At 59.7% G+C, this 23,852-nt stretch carries 15 protein-coding genes; 7 read left to right on the top strand and 8 right to left on the bottom strand.

Features of this window, described 5'->3' with window-relative positions:
* Positions 1–292 precede the first annotated feature (292 nt).
* Entirely contained in the window at positions 293–976 is a 684-nt protein-coding gene (locus PPP56_RS00610) for a porin family protein (protein WP_353561720.1), read from the top strand.
* Positions 977–1,207: 231 nt separating this feature from the next.
* On the opposite strand, the gene PPP56_RS00605 is transcribed toward PPP56_RS00610, so the two are convergent.
* The 3 genes from PPP56_RS00605 to PPP56_RS00595 form a co-directional block, all read right to left on the bottom strand.
* A complete protein-coding gene (locus PPP56_RS00605; RefSeq protein ID WP_353561718.1) occupies positions 1,208–4,345 on the bottom strand; it encodes a transglycosylase domain-containing protein in 3,138 nt (1,045 codons plus the stop codon).
* A 126-nt stretch (positions 4,346–4,471) separates the two neighbouring features.
* Positions 4,472–5,497: an NHL repeat-containing protein gene (locus tag PPP56_RS00600; protein ID WP_353561716.1), complete on the bottom strand. Its 1,026-nt coding sequence runs from the start codon at positions 5,495–5,497 to the stop codon at positions 4,472–4,474.
* Positions 5,498–5,675: 178 nt separating this feature from the next.
* Positions 5,676–5,969 carry a hypothetical protein gene (locus PPP56_RS00595; protein ID WP_353561714.1) on the bottom strand — a complete coding sequence of 98 codons (294 nt, stop codon included), beginning with the start codon at positions 5,967–5,969 and terminating at the stop codon, positions 5,676–5,678.
* A 251-nt stretch (positions 5,970–6,220) separates the two neighbouring features.
* Here PPP56_RS00595 and PPP56_RS00590 point away from each other — a divergent pair, with 251 nt between their 5' ends.
* Positions 6,221–7,222 (top strand): potassium channel beta subunit family protein, encoded by a 1,002-nt coding sequence (locus PPP56_RS00590; RefSeq protein WP_353561712.1) that lies wholly within the window; start codon positions 6,221–6,223, stop codon positions 7,220–7,222.
* Positions 7,223–7,360: 138 nt separating this feature from the next.
* Here PPP56_RS00590 and PPP56_RS00585 read toward each other — a convergent pair whose 3' ends face one another.
* Positions 7,361–7,966, bottom strand: coding sequence for an OmpA family protein (locus tag PPP56_RS00585; RefSeq protein WP_353561710.1), 606 nt, complete (start codon positions 7,964–7,966; stop codon positions 7,361–7,363).
* 34 nt (positions 7,967–8,000) lie between these two features.
* Positions 8,001–8,663: an NUDIX hydrolase gene (locus PPP56_RS00580; protein ID WP_353561708.1), complete on the bottom strand. Its 663-nt coding sequence runs from the start codon at positions 8,661–8,663 to the stop codon at positions 8,001–8,003.
* A gap of 454 nt (positions 8,664–9,117) precedes the next feature.
* Here PPP56_RS00580 and PPP56_RS00575 point away from each other — a divergent pair, with 454 nt between their 5' ends.
* Both PPP56_RS00575 and PPP56_RS00570 read left to right on the top strand, forming a co-directional pair.
* Positions 9,118–10,875 (top strand): SulP family inorganic anion transporter, encoded by a 1,758-nt coding sequence (locus tag PPP56_RS00575; protein WP_353561706.1) that lies wholly within the window; start codon positions 9,118–9,120, stop codon positions 10,873–10,875.
* 165 nt (positions 10,876–11,040) lie between these two features.
* Positions 11,041–11,505, top strand: coding sequence for a hypothetical protein (locus PPP56_RS00570; protein WP_353561704.1), 465 nt, complete (start codon positions 11,041–11,043; stop codon positions 11,503–11,505).
* 540 nt (positions 11,506–12,045) lie between these two features.
* Here PPP56_RS00570 and PPP56_RS00565 read toward each other — a convergent pair.
* On the bottom strand, positions 12,046–12,774 hold the full coding sequence (locus PPP56_RS00565) for a response regulator transcription factor (RefSeq protein ID WP_353561702.1): 729 nt from the start codon (positions 12,772–12,774) through the stop codon (positions 12,046–12,048).
* A gap of 249 nt (positions 12,775–13,023) precedes the next feature.
* Between PPP56_RS00565 and PPP56_RS00560 the strand changes: the two genes are divergently transcribed.
* Together PPP56_RS00560 and PPP56_RS00555 are read left to right on the top strand one after the other, a co-directional pair.
* Positions 13,024–14,100, top strand: a complete 1,077-nt coding sequence (locus tag PPP56_RS00560) for a M42 family metallopeptidase (RefSeq protein ID WP_353561700.1) — start codon at positions 13,024–13,026, stop codon at positions 14,098–14,100.
* A 230-nt stretch (positions 14,101–14,330) separates the two neighbouring features.
* On the top strand, positions 14,331–15,026 hold the full coding sequence (locus tag PPP56_RS00555) for a TIGR04283 family arsenosugar biosynthesis glycosyltransferase (protein WP_353561698.1): 696 nt from the start codon (positions 14,331–14,333) through the stop codon (positions 15,024–15,026).
* Between the two features lie 67 nt (positions 15,027–15,093).
* Here PPP56_RS00555 and PPP56_RS00550 read toward each other — a convergent pair whose 3' ends face one another.
* Entirely contained in the window at positions 15,094–15,372 is a 279-nt protein-coding gene (locus tag PPP56_RS00550) for a DUF4290 domain-containing protein (RefSeq protein ID WP_353561696.1), read from the bottom strand.
* Between the two features lie 214 nt (positions 15,373–15,586).
* Between PPP56_RS00550 and PPP56_RS00545 the strand changes: the two genes are divergently transcribed.
* Positions 15,587–15,871, top strand: coding sequence for a hypothetical protein (locus PPP56_RS00545; protein ID WP_353561694.1), 285 nt, complete (start codon positions 15,587–15,589; stop codon positions 15,869–15,871).
* Between the two features lie 120 nt (positions 15,872–15,991).
* Here the strand turns inward: PPP56_RS00545 and sov are convergent, their stop codons facing one another.
* Positions 15,992–23,725 carry a T9SS outer membrane translocon Sov/SprA gene (sov, locus tag PPP56_RS00540; protein ID WP_353561692.1) on the bottom strand — a complete coding sequence of 2,578 codons (7,734 nt, stop codon included), beginning with the start codon at positions 23,723–23,725 and terminating at the stop codon, positions 15,992–15,994.
* Positions 23,726–23,852 lie beyond the last annotated feature (127 nt).

The raw sequence follows: 23,852 nt of genomic DNA, 5'->3' as shown, positions 1-23,852 counted from the left end.
GCTTAGAGAGTAGCAGGGAAGAACGCGTGTAGGCGTGGGTCTGGTTAGTACAGGGTACCCGATAGCCGGCAGTTTGAGATGCAGGGTCAGGTGCTGTCTACTACGGGCACTACGATACCGTACGCCGAACACGATGAACGATTAAAGAAGTTCATGCACAGGGTGTCCGGGTAGATGCTTTTTTTGCGCTTAAAGAAAAACAGGCTCTAAGTCCTTGACGACGGCTCTGTTGATGGGGCGCACGCCCGATTACAATCCATAACAATTACAATCCACAACCAACACGCCCTCTATGATTCGTCAACTTACAATTATCGCCGCCCTTTGCTTCTCATTGCTGGTAACAGACGCATACGCGCAGTCGCCTGAGTTTGGCGTAAAAGGAGGCTTAAACATCGCTACGCTAAATACCGACGTGGTTGACTTCGATAGCCGTACCGGGTTTATGCTTGGAGGCTTCGCACGCATCCCTGCAGGCCCGCTGTCGATACAGCCTGAACTGATTTACACGCAGAAAGGAGCGGAGCTCGACTTTTCGTTTGATTTCTTTGGAGAATCGTTCTCTGAGACCTTCACGTACGAAATCGACTATCTGGAAGTCCCGGTGCTGGCGCGTCTCGACTTCCCCTCGGGCAATTTCATTCCAGCCATCTACGCCGGGCCGGCGTTCGCCTTTAAAATCAACGAGACAGTTTCTGTAAGCGGTATCGATGATGAAGATATCGCCGAGTCGGAAGACGAAGTCAAGGATTTCGACATCGGGTTAGCGCTGGGCGGCGGGTTCGACTTTGCCGTCGGCACAGGCAACAAATTCGTTGTCGACGTACGCTATACGCTTGGTCTCACAGACATCTTTGAAGAGGATGCGAGCGATTTCGACGATGACTTCGATGATGACTTTTTCGATGACCTCGGTGGTAACTCAGATAACGCTCAAAACGGAGCCTTTACAATCTCAGTTGGATTCGTTTTTTAGAAGGCGTTGACTGCTCTGTGCAGACGTGACATGTGTGATATACGGCTGAGCCGCACACGAGGCACGCTCAACAGCAAGAGACCCCGAAGGAAGCAAGGAATGCTTCCTTCGGGGTCTCTTTGTTCTTTATGGCCGGGTGCTGTCTGATCGAGCGCAGTACGTAGAGGAGTTTTGGTAGCAGGTAGTGTCTGAAAGTAAGCGCGCCGCACGTAGAGCGTTTTCAAACACTGCCTAATCCAGTCCTTGGTCAGCGACAAATCCGCTGTCGTCAAGAGCCACGCCATCAGGAGCCTCTCCGTAGGCAGTGAGCTCCGTCAGAAATGGTCCCATGAGCGTAAGCACCTGCGCGGGGAGCGAACTGGTGAACCGGAACGCATCAGCCTCCGGCCCCGGAGCGTACGCCGTAACCGTGCCGAAGAACCGGTCGCCCGCAAAGAAGACAAACGTAGAGGTGCGATTCAGTGCAATGTTCGTGCGGCCTCCGCCCCGCAAGGGGGTGCGGATGCGGTTGTCGCCCGTGCCGGTTTTGCCGCCCATCACGAGCGGAGTGCCCGTGCTATCAGCAAAGGCCCCACGAGCACGCACTGCCGTACCGCGCTCCACCACTTCGACCATCGCCTCGCGCGCAACGGCAGCAACATCCGCAGCAAGCACCGTATCTGGAGATGCAGGCGTAGCTGTAAGAAGCGTTTCAAAGGGCGTACCTGCGGCGAAGTGGAGCTGGTCAATGCGCTGCATTGGGTAACGTACGCCATCCCGCATGATAATGCCCACCAGCTCGGTAAGCGCATCGGGGCGGTCGGCTGAGCTGCCAATCGAGGTGGCGTACGTGGGCACGAGCCGCTCAAACGGATACCCGAGCCGCGCCCACCGCTTGTGGATGCCGACAAACGCCTCCTGCTCCAGAATCGTGCGGATGCGCGTGTCCTGCGCGCCGGTCCGCCGCTGAAAGAGCCACCGGTATACCTCTTGCCGCACCTCGGCGCTGGCATGGAGCATTTCGGTACGGGTGGATTCGGGGTTCTGGCGCAGATAGTGAGCCAGCCACAGCTCCAGGGGGTGGATGCCCGCCAGATAGCCCCGGTCTTGCCACGACAGGTCCGTCGTCTCCGCCCGACGTACCGCTGCGGCGAGCTGGTCATCAGCAAGCGCCTCTCCGTCGCGCGCATAGCGGCGCAAGAAGTCGATGACCTCCTCGGCAGGCGCCGACGGGTCAATGGCGCGGTACGCCCAGGCCAGGCGCTGCGCCGGACGTTCGGGATGGCGCTCGCCCAGCACGGTAAACACGTCGCGGTTGGGCGTGTCGGGATACGCGGCGTAGAACCGATTTAGAAAGTAGCTTCCTTCCTGATCCGCAAAACGCGCCAGGTATTCCGCGCGGCGTTCGTCGCTGGGGTCGTCAAGCATGGCCCCGGGCTGGCCCGGCAGGCGCGCCGTGTGGTAGTTCACGATGTCGCGCATCATGCGAATAAACGGCAGGTTGATCGACTGCCGAAAAGCCGTCGTCACAGTCGGACGCAGACTGTCGCTGGCTGTGCTAAAGTTGCTAAAGCGGTGCTGTCCGCCGCCGGTAAAGAACCGTTCGTACGGACTGGCCGAGTAGCGGCGGTTCATAGCGGCTTCCAGCAGGGCACGGCGCGACAGGTCGGGCGTGCGCACCAGTTCTTGGAGCACCCAGCGCGTGAGCGCGTCGTTATCGGCTACCGGCACCGCCCGCAGCGAGTCGGCAGGCCGCCCGGCGTGTTCGGTGTACAACTCATCGATCAGCTCCAGATACGTAACCAGCGTGCGCAGCTTAGCGGTCGAGCCCAGTTCGAGCTTTGACCCCCGGTTGATATCGAACGGCCCGTCGAACGTGTCAGCTTGCAAGCGCACCACGTTGGCATCGGGCCGGCGTTCGTACAGCACCACCGCGTACTCAACGAGCGACGGATCGCCCCGGTCGAGCATGCGAAAAGCGGTGAGCCCGTTCTGGCGCAGAAAGTCCGGGTCATCCATCTGCGCCAGCAAGGCAGCAACGGACCGCTGCACCCCGGCATCGTAGTGCGTATGTGCAGTAAGGTCAAGCCGGTCGAGGGCAGCAAGCGCATTGAGAGAGAGCAAGCGCATCAGCTCAATACGCGTGGCACTGGCGGCCTTGCGGGCAATGAACGAATCGCTCATTGGGGCTACCGCACGGGTGCGGCGTTCGGGGCGTACCGCCTGGGCTGCGTCACGCAGGGCAGGTGAGATAATTCCGGCCTCTGCTAACGCAGGCAGATGACGGTCGGCCAGGCTGGCGAGCGCCTCGTGTCCAGCTGCTGAACGCAAGAACCGGGACGGACTGCGCGTCGACAGAATAAGCTGCAGCACCTGCCGGTAGGCCAGCGCCTGCACTTCAGATGGTGTGGCGGTGGTGTCGGCGGCATGTAGGTGGCGGTTCACCGTGTCGAGGTCGGTGTTATACCAGGCCCAGAGCCCGTCACCCAGGCCGTTTACCTCGCCATGTCCGGCAATGGCGGCCAGCGGAAGCAGGTTCAGGTACTCGGCCACCAGCCGCTGCCGCGCTTCAACCGTCTCGGGGCCATGCAGATAGCTCTGGACCGAGGCCGACGCCATCTGGCGCAGCTTGTCGACGGAGCCTGCCGTTTGGCCGTCGGGTGAGTTGCGCACCTTGTCGAGCTGCGTGGCCAGCGTGCTGCCGCCCGGACCGCCCTCGGTAAAGCCCAGCGCATCAGTCAGTTGGCGCCCTGATGCATGGGCGAAGCGGCGCCACTCAATCGCCGGGTTGTTACGCGGGTGCGCTGGATCAAGCAGCGCGCGGTTTTCGATGAAGAGCAGCGTTTCGCGTACCAGGCGAGGGATCGAGTCGGGGGCGGCGTACACGCGCTGTGGGTAGCGTGCTGAGGCCAGCGGGACGGCTGTGCGGTCGAGCACATCGAGGCCGGCCTGCTGCTTCGGCACATAGGGCGGTGCAAGCCCGATGTCCATGTGCGCAGCAAATCGGTCGGAGACCCGCGCCTGTCGTTCAATCGCGAAGCGTCCGCTTTGCGTTAAGCTGTCGATGAATGCAGGCAGTGCCACGTATCCCAACCGCTCATTAAACGGGCCGGTTGTGGGGAAGCGAATCGACGGACTGGGGCCGTCATCGACCTGATATGTGAGCCCCGACGCATACTGCGACAGCAGCGTCGACTGCAGGTACGACGTGCGCAGTTCGGCGCGGATGAGCAGCACGAGAGGCACGCTCAGCACGAGAATCAACACCAGTGCCCGCGCCCACGGCGGTGCGTTTCGTATCCATCCAGCTACGTCCTGTCCCCAATCCAGCACGCGCTGGGCGGCGGGATGCTGCGTGAACGATTCGATGAGGGAAAGATCCGACCCCATGGTTGGGATGTGTAAGCAGGTAATACTACGCTCTTTGTAGAATGGGCATACTTGCAACAGTACGTTTGGGATTCGCGGGCGTTTGGAACAGAGAAGGACACCGCTACTGCCAGTTCGTTCTGTAAATCAGTCAGACGAGGAGAGAAAAGAATCCTTGAGCGTTGCCACCACCCATTGACCCGGATCGAGCGTATCGGGCGCGTTGAAAAAGAGCTCACCTGTAGATGCATCCACGGCATACAAACGCGGTGTGTCGGCCATATCGAAAAGCACGTCGCCCGATCGGGTCACGCCTGCGAGATGGATCTGGAGTGTATTCGTTGCGCGATCCAAAATGTCTACATATTGCATGAGAACCAAGTCGTCAAGGATCCAAAAAAGATCGTTGACGCGTGAAAAGGAATCATATGCTTCCTGCACCTCCTGATTAGAAAAACTGGCTTCACGATATGACGGGTCAATCGGAGTAAAGTGCTGGAGTGATAATTCAGCAGAGTTAAGCGAATCGCCGTCCAACGAAAAAAAGTGCAAGCGTGGCTCGGGAGCAAAAGCAGCAACCACTTGGGCTCCTCTCACATCGGCTGCGGCAATATCAGCAACACCATTTAGGATGTTTCCATACGTTCCGATGGGAGTAGGATGCGGGAAAAAGCTGTTCTCTATTTCTCCGGTGCTTGTGTTAAAGATGTGGAGGAGCGGAGATGCACCCGTCCCTTGCTCCTTCGGACCAACGGCCAGTACGCGCTCTGCGTCCAGCGCATGAAGCTGCAGGGCATGCCAGAGCAGTCCGGTATCTCGTCTCACAAAAGTGTTTGAAGTGTCAAACACAGATATAGGTCCCCAGAGTTCTCCGACCAAGAGAGAGCCATCAGGAAGCTGAGCAGTGGCAATTGGTAACTGAAACTCGCCGGGTCCTTGTCCAGGACCACCAATGACTGCTTGTAAACTCCCGTCGCGGCTGTATCGAAATACATGTCGCTCCCGAGCATCAGCGATAAGTATCTCTCCGTTTTCAAGTAAGGATGCATACGGAGCAGCAAGGAATGCATCGTCGCCTTGCTCCAGCTCCAACGAGTCCTGAATGGTGAAGACCTCTTCGAAGGACTGGGCCTGCCCAAGAAGCGGAGAGACCAGAATGAGTCCCGTAAGCACAAGAAAAACGTATCGAACGGCCCGGAAGCCATTAGGAAAGGTAAAGGGAGACATGTCGTAGTCAGGTGTTTTTGATGCGGACGCGGTGTAAAGAAAAACAGGAATGACAAGAAAGACAGCGCACTGCGTCCGTTTCCTGTCATTCCTGCGCTCCGTATTTGCTAATTAGTCAAACTGCTCATGCTTCCATTGGCTGGTCGCTCGGACCATCAGAACCGTCAGATGGATCGTCGATAATGAAGCAGCATGGAAATTCGCTGCATGATCCAGCACAAAACGTTCCTATTGGACCCTGACCAAAGCCTTGCTTCACATCCATAAGCCCCTCAGAGGTCTCAGAAGCCGAGATCACTGAAATACAGCTCGAGGCGCGCAGCTCCGGATCTTCAGGATCAAGGTCGTTACCTGCAAAACCGGTAGCAAGCAAGAGCACAGCAAAAATAGTGAGCAGGGTTGGGAATTTCGTAAACATAGCAGATACGAGTGAATGATTGCATTCATTGAATATGCATTTACAGACTACCCCCCCCCGCTGAACATGCAAGAGCAATAGTCACTGAATTTATGAATTTCACAAATTTGTATAGATCTGGTCAGGAAAGCTGGGGAGACGAAATGCCTCTATGGCAACGTAACACGTCCTCAACGCTCTGAACTCGCATCGGCTCTTGCGTTATGAGGGAGGCACACGTACTGCCTTCTTGACAACACATAGCACCCTCTATGGAATATCGCCATCTTGGACGCTCGGGACTCAAGGTATCGGCGCTCTCATTTGGATCGTGGGTCACCTTCGGCGAGCAGATCGACGAAGATCGCGCTCGTGCCTGCATGAAAGCTGCCTACGACGCGGGCGTCAACTTTTTCGACAACGCGGAAGCCTACGCCGGCGGGCAGGCCGAGGTGATGATGGGTAACATCATTCGCTCGGAGGGGTGGACGCGCTCGGATCTGGTCGTGTCCACGAAAATCTTCTGGGGCGGCTCCGGGCCCAACGATCGTGGCCTCTCGCGCAAGCATATCGTAGAAGGCACGCAGGCCTCGCTCCAACGCTTGCAGATGGACTATGTGGACCTGATCTTCTGCCATCGCCCCGACCCCGAAACGCCGATTGAGGAGACGGTACGCGCTATGAACCACGTGATCGATCGCGGCTGGGCGTTCTACTGGGGCACCAGCGAGTGGACGGCCGAGCAGATCCGGCAGGCGTACGAAGTGGCGCGGCGCGAGCATCTCATTCCGCCCGTCATGGAGCAGCCGCAGTACAACATGACGCATCGCCAGAAGGTGGAGCACGACTACCAGCCGCTCTACCGTGATTTTGATCTTGGCCTCACCACGTGGAGTCCGCTTGCCAGCGGTATTCTCACCGGCAAGTACAACGACGGCATCCCCGAAGGCAGCCGCCTCGACCTCGACAAGTACGCGGGACTCCGCAAGCGTTTGGAGAGCGAGGAGGGCCAGCGCCAGGTGGAGGCGGTGCGGCAGCTCACACCGATCGCCGAGAACGAACTCGACTGCACCATGGCGCAGCTTGCCCTGGCGTGGTGCCTGAAGAACGAGCACGTAAGCACCGTGATTACGGGCGCCTCGCGGCCCGAGCAGGTACACGAAAACATGGAGGCACTGGAGGTGGCTGAGCGCCTCAGCCCCGAGCACATGGCACGCATCGAAGACATCCTCGACAACGCGCCTGCTGCCCCCACCAACTGGCGGAATGCGTGAGTCCAGTTCTGCGGTGCTCAGAAACCGCCGGAGACGTACGCGTCGCAGAACATCCGTTCTGTGCCTGATGGGCTTCCGTTGGGCGGTACTGCAGGAAATGCAGGCATGCCCGTGACATGCCCATGGCGCGTCATGGCGCTAATCGTCGGTCACCTGAATTTCGACGCGCCGGTTCATGCGGCGGCCCTCCACGGTTTCATTGGTGGCAACCGGGTTCTGCGGGCCGAATGCGCCGACCTCCAGGGTACGTGAGCGTACGCCGTGCTCGTCGTCGAGATAGTGGGCCACAGCAGCAGCGCGCTGCGCGGAGAGGTACCAGTTGCTGGGATAGGTATTGCGGAGCGACGGCCCAATGGGCATGCTATCGGTAAAGCCCTTAATACGAAAGTCGCGGCTGTCATACTGATCCTGCAAGATGGTTGCCAGGCTATCGAGCGTGCGGCGACCCTGATCCGGTATCCATGCGCTGCCCGACGGGAAGCGGACCGGGTCGCCGAGCTGGGTCATGGAAGAGGGAGCGCTCTGCTGCAGACGGTTTAGCGAGTCGCGGGCTTCTGCCAGGCGTTCTTCCAAGACAACGTTCTGGTCCTCTAACGCCTGAATACGTTCTTCAAGGGCCTCCACGTCCGCCTCGGGGCTGCATCCACCGAGCATGACAACGCCCATGACGAAAGCAGCTGTCCGCAGCGGGGAAAGCAGAGAGCGCAGAAGAGAAAAGGAGGGGTAGCGCATCGCGGTAGACATAGCATCGGGCAAGGTATGAGGAGGCAAGCGAGAGCTATCGTGCATGCAGATGCTCTACACGGGCAGTAATCGCTTTCATGTGCGTGCGGAGCGATTCGTATCCAATATGCCGAAGAAGTACCGGCCAACGGGCCCAGGCGACCCGTGCAATCTGCTCGTCGACCTGTGGAGTAAACGTTGTAGCAGGGGTCTTCATTAAAAACCAATGGGTGGTTTTTACAACGTACCGCTTATAAGTTTCATAGCCATGGCTTGTTATCCCCAGCGGGGCCTGTGTATGCACTGTTTCAATACCGACCTCCTCACGCACCTCACGCTCAGCACAGGCCTTCAGCGACTCGCCCGGATCTTGCTTGCCCTTGGGGAGGTCCCAGACGCCGAGCCGGTGAATAGCCAGCACTACGGGCACGCCAACACGAGGAGACGCCGGCACCACGTATCCACCCGCTGCGCGTATGGCTGTGGGCTGGCGGTATGGGTCTACGTTGCAGAGCGCCTCAGGCGGTAGCGAAGCGGCGCGCCCGCGCGCCTGCGCTTCGGAGGACAAAACGCTCGTGTCCACAACGACGACCGGAGCATTGGTATTGGGCAGCGTAGGGTGCCAACGCAACAGAGTCCCGTTTGAATCGCGCAATCCCTCAGCAGCCCACTGCTCAGGGTTATATGGGGCATAGTCAACAGTATGATAAGCGAGCATGACAAAAAAGATAACGCTGAGAAACAGGGCCCTATCCTTGCGTAGAGATGGGGCGGTCTTGGGGAGGCGTAGGAGTGTACATCGATAGATGCCGCAATATAGCTAACAGTGCAAGTTCTATTCAAACGTAACGTTTCATTAAGAGGCGTACATATAGCCAAGGCGCATCGCTCAGACGCGTGATACCCTTGCATGCTAAAGGCATCCGTTCTACGTTGCAATCTGATACAAGGCGCAGACCATATGTTTGTACGTATGCTGATATACGGCGTACTTCTCCTGGCGTGTTTCTGGTTGACGCCTCAGCTGCGCTCAGGTGCTACTTTGAAAGATATCTCCTGAAAGATGTATTCTGCAAACGTGTCCTGCAATCCGGCCCCGTATTGGGCCCCGTATTGGGCCTCCCGCCGGCTCGTCCGAACGTTTTCAGTGTTAACGAAGGCCTCAGTGCCGTATGCGCGATAAGCTCTCTGCAGGACGTTGGATTACCCGGTATGGGAAAGAAGAGCTCCGTCTTGATGGCGCAGCCGGGCTGGCTACGGGCATGATGCTCATACCGCAAGGCATGGCCTACGCAGTCATTGCGGGGGTACCGCCCATCTACGGGCTCTATGCGGGCCTCATCCCTCTGCTGCTGTACCCGTGGCTGGCCACGTCGCGCCATCTGGTTATCGGGCCGGTGGCTATTGATATGCTGATTGTGGCTGCAGCGGTGGGGGCAATGGCCGAAGCCGGAACCGACCGGTACATCGCGCTGGCAGTCGCAATGGCTGCGATGGTAGGCATCACACAGATCGCGATGGGGCTGGCCAAGCTCGGGTTTGTCGCCAACCTCCTCTCGCGCCCGGTAATTGACGGATTCACCACCGCAGCGGCAATTATCATCGCTGCCAGTCAGTTGGAGAACCTGCTGGGGATAGACCTGCCTCAGTCGCAATACGTGCACGAGCTGCTCGCATCTGCAGCCACCCAGCTTGATGCCATGCATGGACCTACGGTGGCTATTGGGATGGGCAGCATCGCGCTGCTGTGGAGCCTGCGCCGCTTTGCGCCCCGCGTTCCGCAGGCGCTCGTGCTTATGATCGTAACCATTCTGGGCAGCTGGATCTTCGATTGGGAAGGGCAAGGGGTGACTGTTGTGGGAAGCATCCCCAGCGGACTTCCCAGCCTTGCGATTCCTGATGTAACGTTTGGCGACCTGCAGTCGCTTCTTCCCGCCGCGGTTACGCTGGCACTGGTCCAGTTCATGAAAGACATCTCGCTCTGCCGCCTGTTTGCAACGCGCAACAAGTACACGATCGATGCGAACCGCGAGCTTATGGCCGTGGGTACAGCCAATCTCGTCGGCAGCTTCTTTCGCAGCATCCCCGTATCAGGCAGTATCTCGCGTTCGGCGCTGAACGAGCGCCTGGGTGCACGCACGCCCCTGCACAATCTGTTTGCGGCGGTGATTATTGGGCTCACGCTGCTTGTGCTTACGCCGCTGTTCTACTACCTCCCGCTTCCTGCGCTGGCGGGGCTCATTATGATGGCTGCCCTCTCGCTGGTCGATGGGAAAGAGCTGAAGGCGCTTTTTGAAACGCGCCGCCGCGACTTTTTCATTGCCATCGTCACAGCTGCGGCCACCCTGTTCGTAGGCATTCAGGAAGGCATTGTGTTCGGCATCGGGGCCACGCTCCTGGCTGTACTCTATCGCATCAGCCGACCCAACGTTGCCGAACTGGGGCATGTGCCGGGGACCCGCCTCTTCCGCGACATTGAGCGCTTCGAACAGGCAGAGCCGCTCGATAACATCCTGGTACTGCGTGTTGATGCGGCCTTCTCATTTGCCAATGCGGAGTTCTTCAAGGAGTACATTCTCGAAAAGAGTGAGCGCGAAGGACGCGACATTCGCATCGTTGTTATCGACGGAACCAGCATCAACGACCTGGACACCACCGCCGTTGAGGCGCTGAATACCGTGGTCGAATCACTGGAAGAGTCTGGCATCGAGCTCCACTTTACAGGACTCATCGGTCCGGTGCGCGAGGTGGTGCGGCGCTCGGGGCTCTACATGCTGATGGGGGGGACGCATTTCCATATGGATCCGCACGATGCTGTAGTGTCTATCCTTCGCAAGTGGGACGAGGACGACGAAGACAGCAATCGACTGGAGGACTACCGAGCAAGTACTGAGCCGCGTCATCGAGACTCTACCCCGATGGCTTCCTAAACAACAAGGTGGGGTATGAAGTGAGATGTGAATCTTGCTGATGCAGGCCGGCATGCGTTGGGAGGGCAGAGACGTTGCGCCGACGATGCCTGACGGGTCTACAGCATACCAGGCATGTCTGCCTGTTTGCCCCCTGTCTGTGAGATGCAATCGTAGCCGAGTATCATGCGCGCTGTCGTCCTCTTCCTACTCGCCTTGCTTTTCAGCGGTGCGGTGGCCCCCGCTGCAAGCCAGCCCATCGCCGATACGCTGTTTTCGTGGCGCGGCTATACCCAGGTAAGTCAGTCGCACTTGCAGCTCTATCCCGGTCCGCCAGGCGACGAGAACCGGGATCATACGGTCGTGCTGCGCGAGCTCGCAGACAACAACGGGCCTTCCACGCTCGACGACATTGGATACGTCGCCGAACAGGTGGGCCGTGAGTTTGGGATGGACCCGGCTCGTGTGTTCTGGATCGTGCACTGGGGCGCATTCTCATACGTGCACAACGCCACGTCGTCGCGGGATGTGCTCATTCGCGTGACGTTTCGCCGCACCAGCACCGGACGGCTAAGCGCCCCGTACTGGCGCGTCATCACACACAGCGACCTGCGCGACCTCACCGCCAATCGGTACCGCTCGCCCCTGTAAAGCACTCACAGATTTGGAGTTCAGGGGGAGTAAGAGCCTGCCCAATGATAATAACAAACCACTTGTCATGGTGAGAGCGAAGGCCGACGGAGGAGGCCCATGTAGCCGCCGAATGGCATTCGGTGGAACCATCTCATCGGCGTTCAGCAGCTACTGCCCAACTAAAAGCCCTGCCCATTTCGGGGGAGATCTTTATTCGCTACGCTCGCCTGTCTCGGACCTGATCCGGGATCTCGCTGCGCTCGTGTCAGACTCCGCTTCGCTCCGCTCAAGATGACCATGCATGAACGAAGTGGTGCATGCACAAAACGGACTTGTGGGGACACTTAGAACCTGTTTGGGTTTTGGTTTGCTGGCGAGAGCGAGCGCCGCTGCGGCGAAAATTGGACCACGATAGAGGTTCGTAGCCGGGGCTACGGGCCGATATCGGGAACAATTTGCAGCCCAGCGGAGCCGCTCGCAGCCCAAAGTAAGAAATCAAAACAGGTTCTTAACATTGAACCGTTACCCACTACCACAAAGAGCACCCTCCTATTGAGGCTACTCGTCGTCTTCGTCGGGGTCGTCGAACCGGTAGCCGATGCCGTACACCGTTTCAATGTACTTCGGCGAAGAAGGGTCGGGCTCGATCTTCTTGCGTACCGAGGCCATGTGGCGATCGATCGTGCGCGTGATGATATCCTCGTCGATATTCCAGACGTCGCGCAGCAGCTGCTTCCGTGTTACGGTGCGGCCCTTATGCTGAATCAAGTAGCGCAAGATATCAAACTCCAGCGCAGTAAAGTTAATCTCTTCTTCGCCGCGATACGCCTCATGCGTTGTGAAGTTGACCTCCACATCCCCAATCTCGTAGACATCCATCGGGGCCTCTGAGGGCGGCATGGTACGCTGCATGACAGCCTTGACCCGAGCCGCTAACTCCTCAACGTTGAACGGCTTCGTCACGTAGTCGTCGGCGCCGAGCCCGAAGCCCTTCAGCTTGGACTCCTGCTCGCCGCGAGCCGTGATCATGATCACAGGCGCTTTCAAGCCCATCTCCTGCGAGGATTCCAGAACCTGAAACCCATCTTTCTCGGGAAGCATAACGTCGAGCAGAACGACATCGCATGCATCTCCCATGGCACGCATCTGTTCCAGCGCTTCCTGGCCGGTCGATGCCGTTTCTACGGTAAACTCCTGCATGTCAAAATAGTCACGCAGGCCCATGAGGATGTCGTCGTCATCCTCGACAATGAGCATGTTGTAGGTGCGTTCAGTCGTCTTAGCCATAACAGCAGGTGATCAGCGAGAGGGGCGTAGTGTAAAGGCTCAGTTTGAGCAAGTATAGCATTCCAATATACAAACACAGAACCCGCTTCCAAAAGAACCGGACTGTTTTCTTCCTCTCATAACGACCCGTTACGAACTTGTTGCGCTGCAGCCATTGCGGGCGGCGCATCATAACCCTTGCTCTCGCGTGGTAAACACTACGAGTTGCGGCTATCCTCCTGAATACAGATTAAATACAGAGTCTCTTTTATGAACGCCTCCTCCCACGATTTCCTGTTCGACCTGCTCGAAACCCCCAGCCCAACCGGATTCGAAACCGCCGGGCAGCGCGTTTGGACAGAGTACGTAGACGGATTCTCAGACGACGTCGACTCCGATGCGTACGGTACGGCATGGGCTACGGTGCATGGACGCAGTGGCGATGCGCCCCGCCTTATGCTCGACGCGCATGTTGACGAGATCGGATACATGGTGCGGCACGTAACCGACGACGGCATTCTGTATGTGAACCGCATTGGCGGATCCGACCGTGCCATTGCACGCGGGCAGCGCGTTCGCATACTGGGGGATGCGGGCGAGGTCCTCGGTGTTGTAGGAAACACCGCCATCCACCTGCGCGACCGCAGTGACGAGTCGATCCCGAAGGTGCACGAGCTCTTCATCGATATCGGCGCCGACAGTGCAGACGAGGTCGCCGAGCGCGGCGTGCGCGTTGGGCACCCGATGGTGATGGACATGTCGCCTGAGCATCTTACCGACACGCGCATCACGGCTCGCGCTATCGACAACCGCCTCGGAGGCTTCATCATGGCTGAGGTGCTGCGTCGCCTGGCCGCACAAGACGAGCCGGCGGCCTGGACGTGCATTGCGACGAACTCGGTGCAAGAGGAGATCGGAGGACACGGTGCGAAGATGATTACACACCGCCTGCAGCCCGATGCTGCTATTGCTTTCGATGTGACTCACGCAACAGACTCACCGGGCATCAACGCCACGCAGCATGGGAAAATTGAACTCGGCAAAGGGCCTACGGTAACGCACGGCACGTCTAACCACCCGCAGGTCGTGCAGCGCCTCATGGACGCTGCCGAGGAAAACGACATTTCGCTTCAGCACGAACCGTCGAGCCGCCGTACGGGCACCGATACCGATAGCATCTTCCGCGTACGTGCCGGGGTGCCCAGCGCGCTCGTTTCAGTGCCGCTCCGCTACATGCACTCCACTGTCGAGGTAGTCGATACCGAGGATATCGAGCAGTGCATCAGCTGGCTCGTTGCGTTTGTAAATGCACTCGAAGACGACACAACATTCAACAGCGGACTGTAGGGCTGCATCTCGTATGCATCCCGGCATGCCATCCCGGTATGTAGAGTATACAGACAGGCATACAGACAGGTGAATACACAGGTGTGCAGCCAGGTACCCAGATAAGGCATGGCAACAGAGAAACGATGTAGCATACGCCGGGGTGTGCCGCACGACATCAGGGAAAAGCCAGCCTGACGGTTTCCGCTATGCGTCTGATCTCGACTCGGCATTAGGTACTCGCCTTGAGCATGACCCCTCCGCGTATTGCTGTTGTCATCCCGACCTTGAACGAGTCTGCGCAGATTGGCCACACGCTCCGTGCTCTGCACCGGCTTCCGGGTCCCATCGAGTGCGTTGTCGCCGACGGCTACTCGACCGACAACACCCGCCGCATTGCAGCGCCCTATGCCACCGTGTGCACGAGCGAGCGCGGACGCGGGCACCAGATGAATGCTGGGGCGCGCCATGCAACCGCACCTGTTCTGCTGTTCCTGCATGCGGATACGCAGGTCCCGCTGTACTCGTGGCGCGCGATGCACCGGGCCCTTCGTGAATCTGACGTACAGGCGGGCACATTCCGCCTGGCGTTTCGGCAATCCACGCCCTTACTTCGCTTCTATGCCTGGTGGACTCGTATAGACTGGTGGGGGCTTGCGTTTGGCGATCGCGGACTGTTTATCCGCCGAAGCCACTTCCAGGCTGTAGGTGGATTCGCACCACTCCCGATCTTCGAAGATCTGGACATGGCCCGGCGGCTCTGTGAGCGGCCGGGGTTTCGGTTTATGGATACGCCCGTCGTGACGTCGGCCCGCCGGTTTCGTGCTGAAGGGACGATGCGCCAACAGGTCCAGAATATGAGACTGTGGTCACGGTATATGCTCGGTGCAGATCCGCATGCACTGGCCGGCGACTACGTGTACAATAGCGCGGTGCGCGAAGCATAAACCACTGCCTTTTGCAGCGATGTTTCGCGCCAATTGAGCGCGTTACGGGTGCTACCGGCAGAGCGGGTTATCGGTAATGGCCCCGCTCCTCATCGCGCACACGCACCACTTCTTTCACCTCATCGCTGTCGAGGGCGCCTTCGCTCATACGGTCGAGCAGCGCGGCGATCTGGCTGGGCTTGTTGGGCGCCTGCCGCCATTCCGGATGGGCCTGCTCCACAAGACTTACCAGGATGCGCAGATAGGGGTAGCGCTCAGCGGGCGAGTCGAGCTCGGCGACCGCCTGGGAAAATAGCTCGGCATTGCGGCCAACCTGACGGTCGACCATCTTTTCAGTATAACGCATAGAAATAATAAGGGTCGTAGACGTGTCATGTGTGTAGCAGGCCCGAGAAGCGGGCATGCCAGGGTAGTGGGTAGATGCTGAACTACGTATGTATCCCGTTACGTGTTGCATCTGAGCGAAGTTGAGCTGCCCAGGGATCAGAGAGCAGGGTGATGAATCTCCCCCGTTCTACTTCCGTACGCAAACAACACTCCACTAAGAACACCGCAATGCTATGAGTACGCAGTCAGGCGAGTACACAAGCTCGTACCGGCTCGAATTGCTGCCCACCGTTCCCGCCTTTCATCGTCGCGCATTGCGCGATAAACGACTCCGCAAAGGGCAACTTGTCTACTATGGTCCGCATCCCACGTTCTACGGGATCGGCGAAGTGAAGCGCGTGAACGGTCCAAATGTAGCGGTTGACTTTCGGGGGACCGGTACGTTCGACGTGCATGAGGAGATCATGGATCAGCGGTATCTTATCCGCATCCCCCAGGACAAGATGGAACAGCTGTAGCACGAACAGCTGCAGCGCCGTGCCACATCCAACACCCAAACAGGTTTCTAAACACATCTGCAGGGAGCGGCCAAGGAGAGCACAAGGCAGATATAGCAGACCTGTCAGGTATCTACCGTATCAATTCTCAGACAGGTTAATCCGGAAGCTAAATCCACCGTCGACGTTGGTGAACGACGGACGGCGGCTGTCGCCCTCGAAACGCTCGTACGAGACGAAGAGCGTTCCGTTTACGCGCTGGCTCAGCCGGTATGAAAGTTCGGGCTGGATGGTCGTGCGCACCGCCTCGGTCTGAACGGACACGTTGTCTCCGCCCAGCGCATCCTCGACGGTGAAGTCAGGGTCTGACGCGGCATCGCTGAGGGCGCGCGAGAGCAAGAAGCGTTGGTCGTTTTCGGCGCGCCGACTCGCGCGCAGCGAAAGCGTGATGCGGTTTTCGAGGCGTGGCAAGAACGGAAGCTGGAAGTTCTGTGCGCTGTAGTTGAGCCGCACAGCAATCTCGTTTGAGCGGCTCTCCTCGATATTCAGATTCGACGTACTCAGGAAGATTCCGGTAGAGGCGTTCCACGACACGTTGGTGCTAAAGGTGGAAGACCAGCGCACATCCACACCGATTAGCGGCTCAAAGCGCCGTTCAATCGACGTGCGTCCAAACTCAAAATCGGGGCGCTCATAGCTGATGGCCGCACCAGCGAACGACACTGCTGTGGTGTCGCCCGCTGCATCGAGCGACCGGAACTGCGCGTTGTACGACCCCACGTAAGCGTGCTCGAGCGTCGCGCTGTTCACAAGCGAACGGATCAGCGGCCACTCCCCGAATCCTGTATAAGAGACACGCCAGTTGGGAAGCGGGATCGGGAGAAATCCGCCCTGGCCCATGGTGCCGATGCTACTCAGGTACGCGAGTCGGGTGTCGCGTGCTACGCTGCTGTTGGTAAGCGCCACCTCGTTGGCAACGCGCACCTCGCCAGGATCCGCGGTCTGCGCTTCCCGGAGGCGATCGAGCTGCCGCTGTACCAGGGTTTCGTAGCTGCCAAAGGCCCAGGCCGACACGGTGTTGCCTCCCGATTCGGTACGCCGCCGTTCGGTGCCTTCGGTAGGGCGGCCTTGCTCGTCGAGCGCAGGAAACAGGTCGACCGATTCGCTGCTGTTCCATCGCACATTCCAGTTCAGGTTGACCTGCAACGTGCGGCTGAGCGGGATGCCCGTGCGCCCTTCGAGGCGATCTTCGTTGCCAAGCACATTGGTGGTAATGGTCTGCAGCGAATCGCTGATGAGGCGGCGATTGGGGTCGATAGAGCGGCTGAATCCAAACCGGTAGCTCAGGGGCGCGCCCTCGCCACGGGCGGCATCGAGAAAGCTGTGCGACGTGTTAACGGTGCCATCGTCGCCAATCGAGCCCAGGTTGTTGAGGGTGGTGTTGCGGCTCGCTGTGTAGTTAACAGATATGGGGCGCAGGTCAATAAAAGCAAGGGCAAGCCGCCGCGCCAGGTTTACCGGATTCGGAATCGGAAGGTCAGAGAACGAGGGGCCATCATCTTCGTCCTCGTCGTCTCCGTTTTCAGATGCGTCCTCCTCAGAGCGCCCGTTTCCGCGCGCAGACTGACCGCTCTGGCGGTCGCGTTCGGCGGCTCGGAGGCGATCCACAAAGCCGAATCGGTCCCATACACGGCTGGTTTCAAGGGTAACCCCACTCCTGATCTGGGCATTGTTTGACGCGGTGGCGCCTTGCAGGCTGCCTTCATTGGCGTTCGACCATTGATAGTCGGCCCGGTACGAAATGTCTTGCAGGCGAATCCAGTCGAAGGCGTCGCCTTCGAGCAGGCTGGGGCGCAGCGTGGCCGTGAAGCGTTGCGAATAGTCGGTCGTGCGCGGGCTGCCATCGCCGAAGAAGAGCGACCGGAAGACCTCGCCCTCGGAGACCGGGCGAAGGCGTTCTTCCTCAAAGACACGATTTGCGTCGACCTCGGCCTCGGTGATGTCGCCATCGGCAAGGGCTTCTTCAAGCGTCTTGCCTCCAATGGTTCGCTCAATAGCGGTCTGGTCTGGATCCACCACCAGCACAGACAGATCGGTGCGGGTGCCGATCTGGTTCAGGCTCTGGTCGGTTGTGGTGCCAAAGCTGGTAGTCAGGAACGAAAAAGGGGCGTACTGCAGGGTACCCTGGCGGTTGTGCGTGAACCGCTGGTTCTCGCGGAACGGATTGGCGATCCGGTCGGGCAGGCCCTGCTCGTCATTTCGGATGTTGGTTGCCCGGTTGCGGCGCTGGTCGAAAGAGCGGCGGGCGCTGCTGTTGAAGCTAAACGAGTCGGGCACGTAGTTCCACTCCAGGCCGCCCAGCCGGCTTAAAAGGGGCAGGCCTTCCAGGAACCAGAACGGCTGCAGGGTGCGCGGGCGTCCGAACGACGTGTTGTAGTCGAACGAGCCCGACCACTGCCACGAGTTGTCGAGGCGCTGTCGGGGACTTCGCCCTTCGCGGTCGCTGTAGCTCATGTTCAAGGAAAGGGCGTCGACCGTGTAGCGCATGAGCCAGCTCGACGAGTTGCTCTTCGAGAGCCCAAAGGTGAGCGACCGGTCGAAGCTAACCGTCTGTACGGCAGTGCGCAGGCTGTCGCGGGCCTGCGTGCGAAGCGCGTCGGTCAGGGCGGGGTTATCATCGATCTGGGCTTCAACCTCACTGATCTGCACGTCGCCCCGGTTGGGGTCGAACCGGGGGGTAGAGGCGTTTGAACGCATCTCCATGGTGAGCGGGATGCGCCAGTTGTGGCGGGCAGGCAAGAAGCGGTCGAGACTAAAGTCGGTGCGCACGGTCCACGACTCCGAGTCGCTCTGGTCGCGGTCGGTGAGCGTGCTCGACAGCGCGCCGAATCCGTCTGTGCTGCGGTTGAAGTTGGCGCGCACGTTGCCGAAGTCAGCCAGCTGGATGTCGGCCCGTGCCGTTGCAGCCCAGCCGCCTTCTTCGTCGTACCCGGCCACCCGCAGCTCATCGACCCAGAGCGTCACATCCCGAAGCGGGACAGAGTCGTCGCCTACGTGGCGTACCCCGATAACGACGCTGTTCACCGAGCTGAGCGAGGGCGTGCCTTTAATCCCGATACGCGCCCCCTCTGGCGAGTCGGGGGTCGGTACGCGCAGCGTTCCGTCGGCATCCACATTTGTAAAGAGGGAATCGAGGCGAGCGTTTTCGGTATCGCGCGCCACCTTGAGCTGGTTCAGGGCCGAAACCGCGACGTTCACCTCGTTCTCAAGCGGCCACAGATCGAGGCGGGTGTCGGTGCCATCGGGCACGGTGCTCGCAGTGAGGGGCTGTTCGTACTCGTAGTAATCCCCAACCTCGTTGGTGCCCAGGCGGACAAAGAGACGCAGGTTGTCTTCGAGGGCGCTTCGCGTCACCTGCGAAGAGTTCTCCCCGTGCACGTGGGCGTACATACGGATGTTCGAGTACTTGAGCAGATCGAGTCCCTGCGTGAACGTTTTGAACACGCCCCGCTGCGTCTCCGAGATCATCTCATCAACGGAAAGCACCATCGACTGCTCGCGGGCCTGCCGCTGGGCGCCCCGGCTGCTACGGTCGCGCCCGATAATTGCGCCCAGGGGGGGCAGATACGTAGGGTTCTCCTCGTTGTTGATGCTCGAAACGAGCATCTCGCCGGGGCCCGCCATAAGCGAGTCTTCGGTAGCGAGGCGGTCAGAGGTGCGCCACTGGCTCCCGACCAGCTCAAACGCCGCCATGCGGATGGTAATCGGCACCTCGTGGCCACGTGTCCAGAGGCGCATAGACTCGATGTTGCTGAAGTTCTCGATATTGCCCACGCGCCGCGTAAAGTCGCGCACCGGCACGCGCACCTTGTACCACCCGTCGCCAACCTCGCCCACCACGTAGTTGTTGGTGTTTTCGGGGCGGGCTTGCTCGTCGAGTGTAGACCGGCTCAGGGGAATTTCGTACTCGTAGTAGTTGTTCTCCAGGTTTACGCTGCCGGTGAAGCTAAGGTCTTCTGTTGCCGGACTGCGCGAGCGGCCCCGAGCTTCAGACACGTTTTCGGCAAGCCGGCTCTGCCCCTCGAAGCTGTTGAGCTCGATGCCTGAAAAGTAGCGGCTAAAGCGCTGCTGGATGGTTGCTCCGTCTGGATAGAGGCTTGGAGGGAAGAGCTCGGGGTCTTCGTAAAAAAGGTGATTGGTATAGAAGTGATACTCGTCGCCCGAGGGGTCGCGCTGCGCACGAGCGATCTCGGCGTTGAGACGCGCAAGCTGCTCGCTGCTGAGTCCGGACCGGTTCACCTCGTCGAGCGCATCCAGAAAGTCGCGAAACTGAAACTGCTCGGTCAACTCCTGCGGATAGCCGCCGGTATGCGACGACACGAGTCCGTCGAGCCCCAGGTCTTGCGTGCAGTTGCTCTGCACATCAAGCGCGCCGTTCTGCTGTCCGGTGGGCAGGCGGGCCCATTCATTGAAACTGAAGCTGCCATCGAAATTGCACGAAAGGCCGTCTTCGGCATTCAGGCGGCCGTCGGGGACAATGTCTTCGGAGATCGTGCCAAGGTTCAGGTACAGGATGGCATCATCGCCCGCATCCTCAAAGTCGTTCTCGGCATATGGTTTGAAGATAAACTCGACAAACTCGACGTTCTGCAACGAGAAGTCGTTGAATCCCTCGGGCAGGCGCCGCGTCATGCCGCCCCATGCTCGTTCGGGCTGGCGGACGAAGTCGCCAAGCGCACGAGTATAGTTGTACGGGCCGCGCTCCCAGGGGCTGAAGTAAAGGTCGAAGGTGCGCAGCGTGCGATCGGCTTCGCCGCGCAGATCGCGGTTGGGGAAGACATCACGCGTATCTACCAGGTCGGAGGCAGCCGGATTGCCCCGCACCGAGGAGCGCCCGGCCACGCGATCGCGGTTGCTGGTGTTGAGCTGATACCACCCGAGCAGTCCGCGCCAGTTGGTGCGCAGCGAGTCGTCGGTCATGGTCGGGGAGTCAGGCGTTTCGCCCGGAAAGTGCGGCGGCGACGATATGATCCAGGCCTCGGGCTGAGAGCGGAGCGAGAACGTATTTCGGAAGCCCTCAAAGTCGTCGATAAACGAGATCCCGCCGAGCTCGTCGTCGTCGAAGTCGAAGCCGGAGTCGCGCAGGTCGTCACGGGCTCGTTCAAACGCGTTGGTCTGCGCGTGGCCCGGACGTAGCTGGGCAAACTCGCCCGAGAGGGAGATGCGGCTGTCGGCGCGCGTCTGGATGAAGGGAAGCGCATCCACACCGCGCGTAAGCCATCCGGGCTCCAGGTCGACCGCGCCATCTACACCCCAGATGGTGTTGCGGATCGGCTCTTCGCCGATGCGAAACTTGTCGATCGGGGCACGCTCGCTGAGCCGCATAACGGTTGCGCCCAGCGAAAACCGGTCGCGCAGCGCGTAGTCGGCGCGGGCGCCCAGCAGCGTTTTCTGCTGGATCTGGGCGAGCGTGTTCTGCTCGTAGTTAATTTCGATATCGCGCCCCGATGTAAGATACGTGGGGTTGGTGATGCTCACCGTGCCACCCTGGTAGTCGACCACGTAGTCGACGCCCTCTTGCAGCGAGGTGCCGCCCGAGCGCACGTCGACCGAGCCCTCAACGATGCCCGCGAAGGCGTCCAGATCAAAGAACTCCTGCACGCTGCTCTGGAACGAGCCTCGAATCCGAAAAACATTTTTTCCACTGTTGTCGCGAGCGGTCTCTTTCTTCTCGCGGTAGAGGTCGCGAAACGCAAACTCCTCACCCACCGCCGGACCGCTTCCGCTGGCTTCCGCTACGTCTACGATGCGCTGCCCGAAGGGCTCAAGGTAGGGGAAGACGAGCAAGCCTTCGTCGGGGATAATGGTGACGCCGGGTACGAAGTCGAACTCGTTATTGGGGCGTGGGGCCCCGTCGCGGTCGAGCCGGTCTAAGCCAAGTACCTGCAGCAAAGGCGTTTGCCCGGCCACCTCGTTAATCGTGCTGGAGGCAGACCGCCCCGACGGCTCGTAGTCAATATCCAGCTCGAAGTTGTCGGCGGTGAAGTTGCGTCCGCGCAGCGGGTAGAGATGGCGCATCTCGAGGTACCACGCAGCCGGGTTGGTCTGTGTGCCGGGCTGCACCGGATTTGAGGGACGAAGCATTTTTAAGACGAGCCGGTCGTCGTCGACTCCGCCACTGGCCCCTCCTCCGTCGGCTGCAAAATCGCCGACCTGTATCGACTGGGCACCTTGCCGGTATCGGAAAGACACCGCAATCGCTTCGTTGGAGCGCAGGCGCTGCTGTAGCGAGATGTAGCCGAGCCGGTCGTTCAGCCGGTAGTCGCGCCCTTCCTGAAGGCGACGGTACGAGCCCACTTGGAAGTCCTGATCGCTAAGGGGCTGCTGCAGTCCACTCGTCAAAATGGCCGACGGGGTGGTCGTGGCGCCATCGCGGAGTGCATCCAGGTCGCCTTCGGTGTACTGGTGGTTGGCGCTACGGGGCAGTACGGGGGTGGTAAAGCCGTCCGCCTCGGTAAGGATGTCAACCGGCTCCCCTACGTCGACCATGGCCACGCCGCGCCGCACGTCTTGCGCGTCGGGGTCGGGCGAGGTTTCGAGGCGCCACACCTCGACATCGGTGATGCGGTCGAATCCGTCGAACGTTGTAATCGCTGTGGGGTCGTCGAGGGCGTCGTTCCAGCGGTTACGAAAATAGTAGCTCAGAAAGAAGTGCTTGCTGTCGTCGTAGTCGGTGGGGCGCAGGTCGAACTCGGTGCGCTCGGCGCCGCCCTCAATCGAAAGCGTGTTGCTCTGCCCGTCTTGCTGGCTGGCTACCGCGGTAATGTTCAAGTTGCCAAACTGCAGTTCGCTCTTAAGCCCAAACAGGCTCTGGCCGCCGCGAATGAGTGATGAGGGCGTATCCAGAAAGACGTTTCCTGCCTCAACGCGCTGCAAGATCTCATCTTCGTACCCGGTGTAAAGGATGCTAATCTGATTCTGGTACTCAAACGGGTTGTTCGTATCCCAGTCGACATCGATCTGGAGCTTGTCGCCGATGGTGCCGGTAATGCCGAGTTGAAGATCTTGCTGGAAGTCCGGGTCAATCTGGCCCGCCTGGCCAGTGGTCGCGGCACGCTCGGCGCTGGTGCGATAGTTAAAGCCCGCATCGATGTCGGCATTGCCCACGACACGCAGGTCGACCTCCGGCGACCCAAAGATCGTCGAGAACGCGCTTTGACGTCCACCCGGCACCACAACGCTGAGTCCCAACAGCGGGTCTTCGCGTGCGGCCTGCTGCTGACGGGCGGTGAAGAGGTCGCTCCAGGTATCATTGCGATCAGATCGATAGCGCTGCGCCCGGTAGCGGTCGGCATCTACGCGCCAGCTGCGTCCGTCGGGAGATGTCAGGCGGTAGGATTCGTTGGGCGTGCCGAAGGTGAGCGTGTCGACCGTTGCCTCGGGAGCGGGCATACGTGGCCGGATATTCGGCGCGGTACGCCCCGATGCTGCGGGGGGGCGTGCGAAGAGTCCGCGTTGCGAGGGGGGCGCCAGGAAGCGCTCAGCCCGCGTGTAGGTCGTATCGGCATGGGTGGTGTCTGCAGCGGTCGCCTCCGTAGCAATACCTGCATCGAGCAAGGGCGCTTCACGCCCGGTGGTATTCTCATCGGTGGTATCGCGCATAACGGCGGAGGCGGAGCGGGACGCTGCATGGGGACGTGCTGCGTATGCATCCGGATGATCTCGACCGGGCACCTGGTCGCGTGGATACAGCTGCGAAATCGTTGCGCTGGATGAGGCGGGAACGGCAGGAGAGGCCGACGTGCCAGACGCTGCGTTGACCGTCGGAGCAGAGACCGCAAGGGGAGGGGCGGGGGCCGTGGAAGATGTGGGCACAAGGTCGCCCCAGAACAGCGCTACCGACGCAGCAACAAGGCCAGCGAGACGGTAGGTCGCCTTCCAAGTGAGAGCGTATGTACGTGGGTTTGCAGAGAGGCGCAACGGCACAGATCCAGATCCAGCA

This window comes from Longimonas sp., from assembly GCF_040409695.1.
Classification (GTDB): domain Bacteria; phylum Bacteroidota; class Rhodothermia; order Rhodothermales; family Salinibacteraceae; genus Longimonas.
Note: the sequence above shows the minus strand (reverse complement) of the source record. Positions and strands in the feature narration are given on the sequence as shown.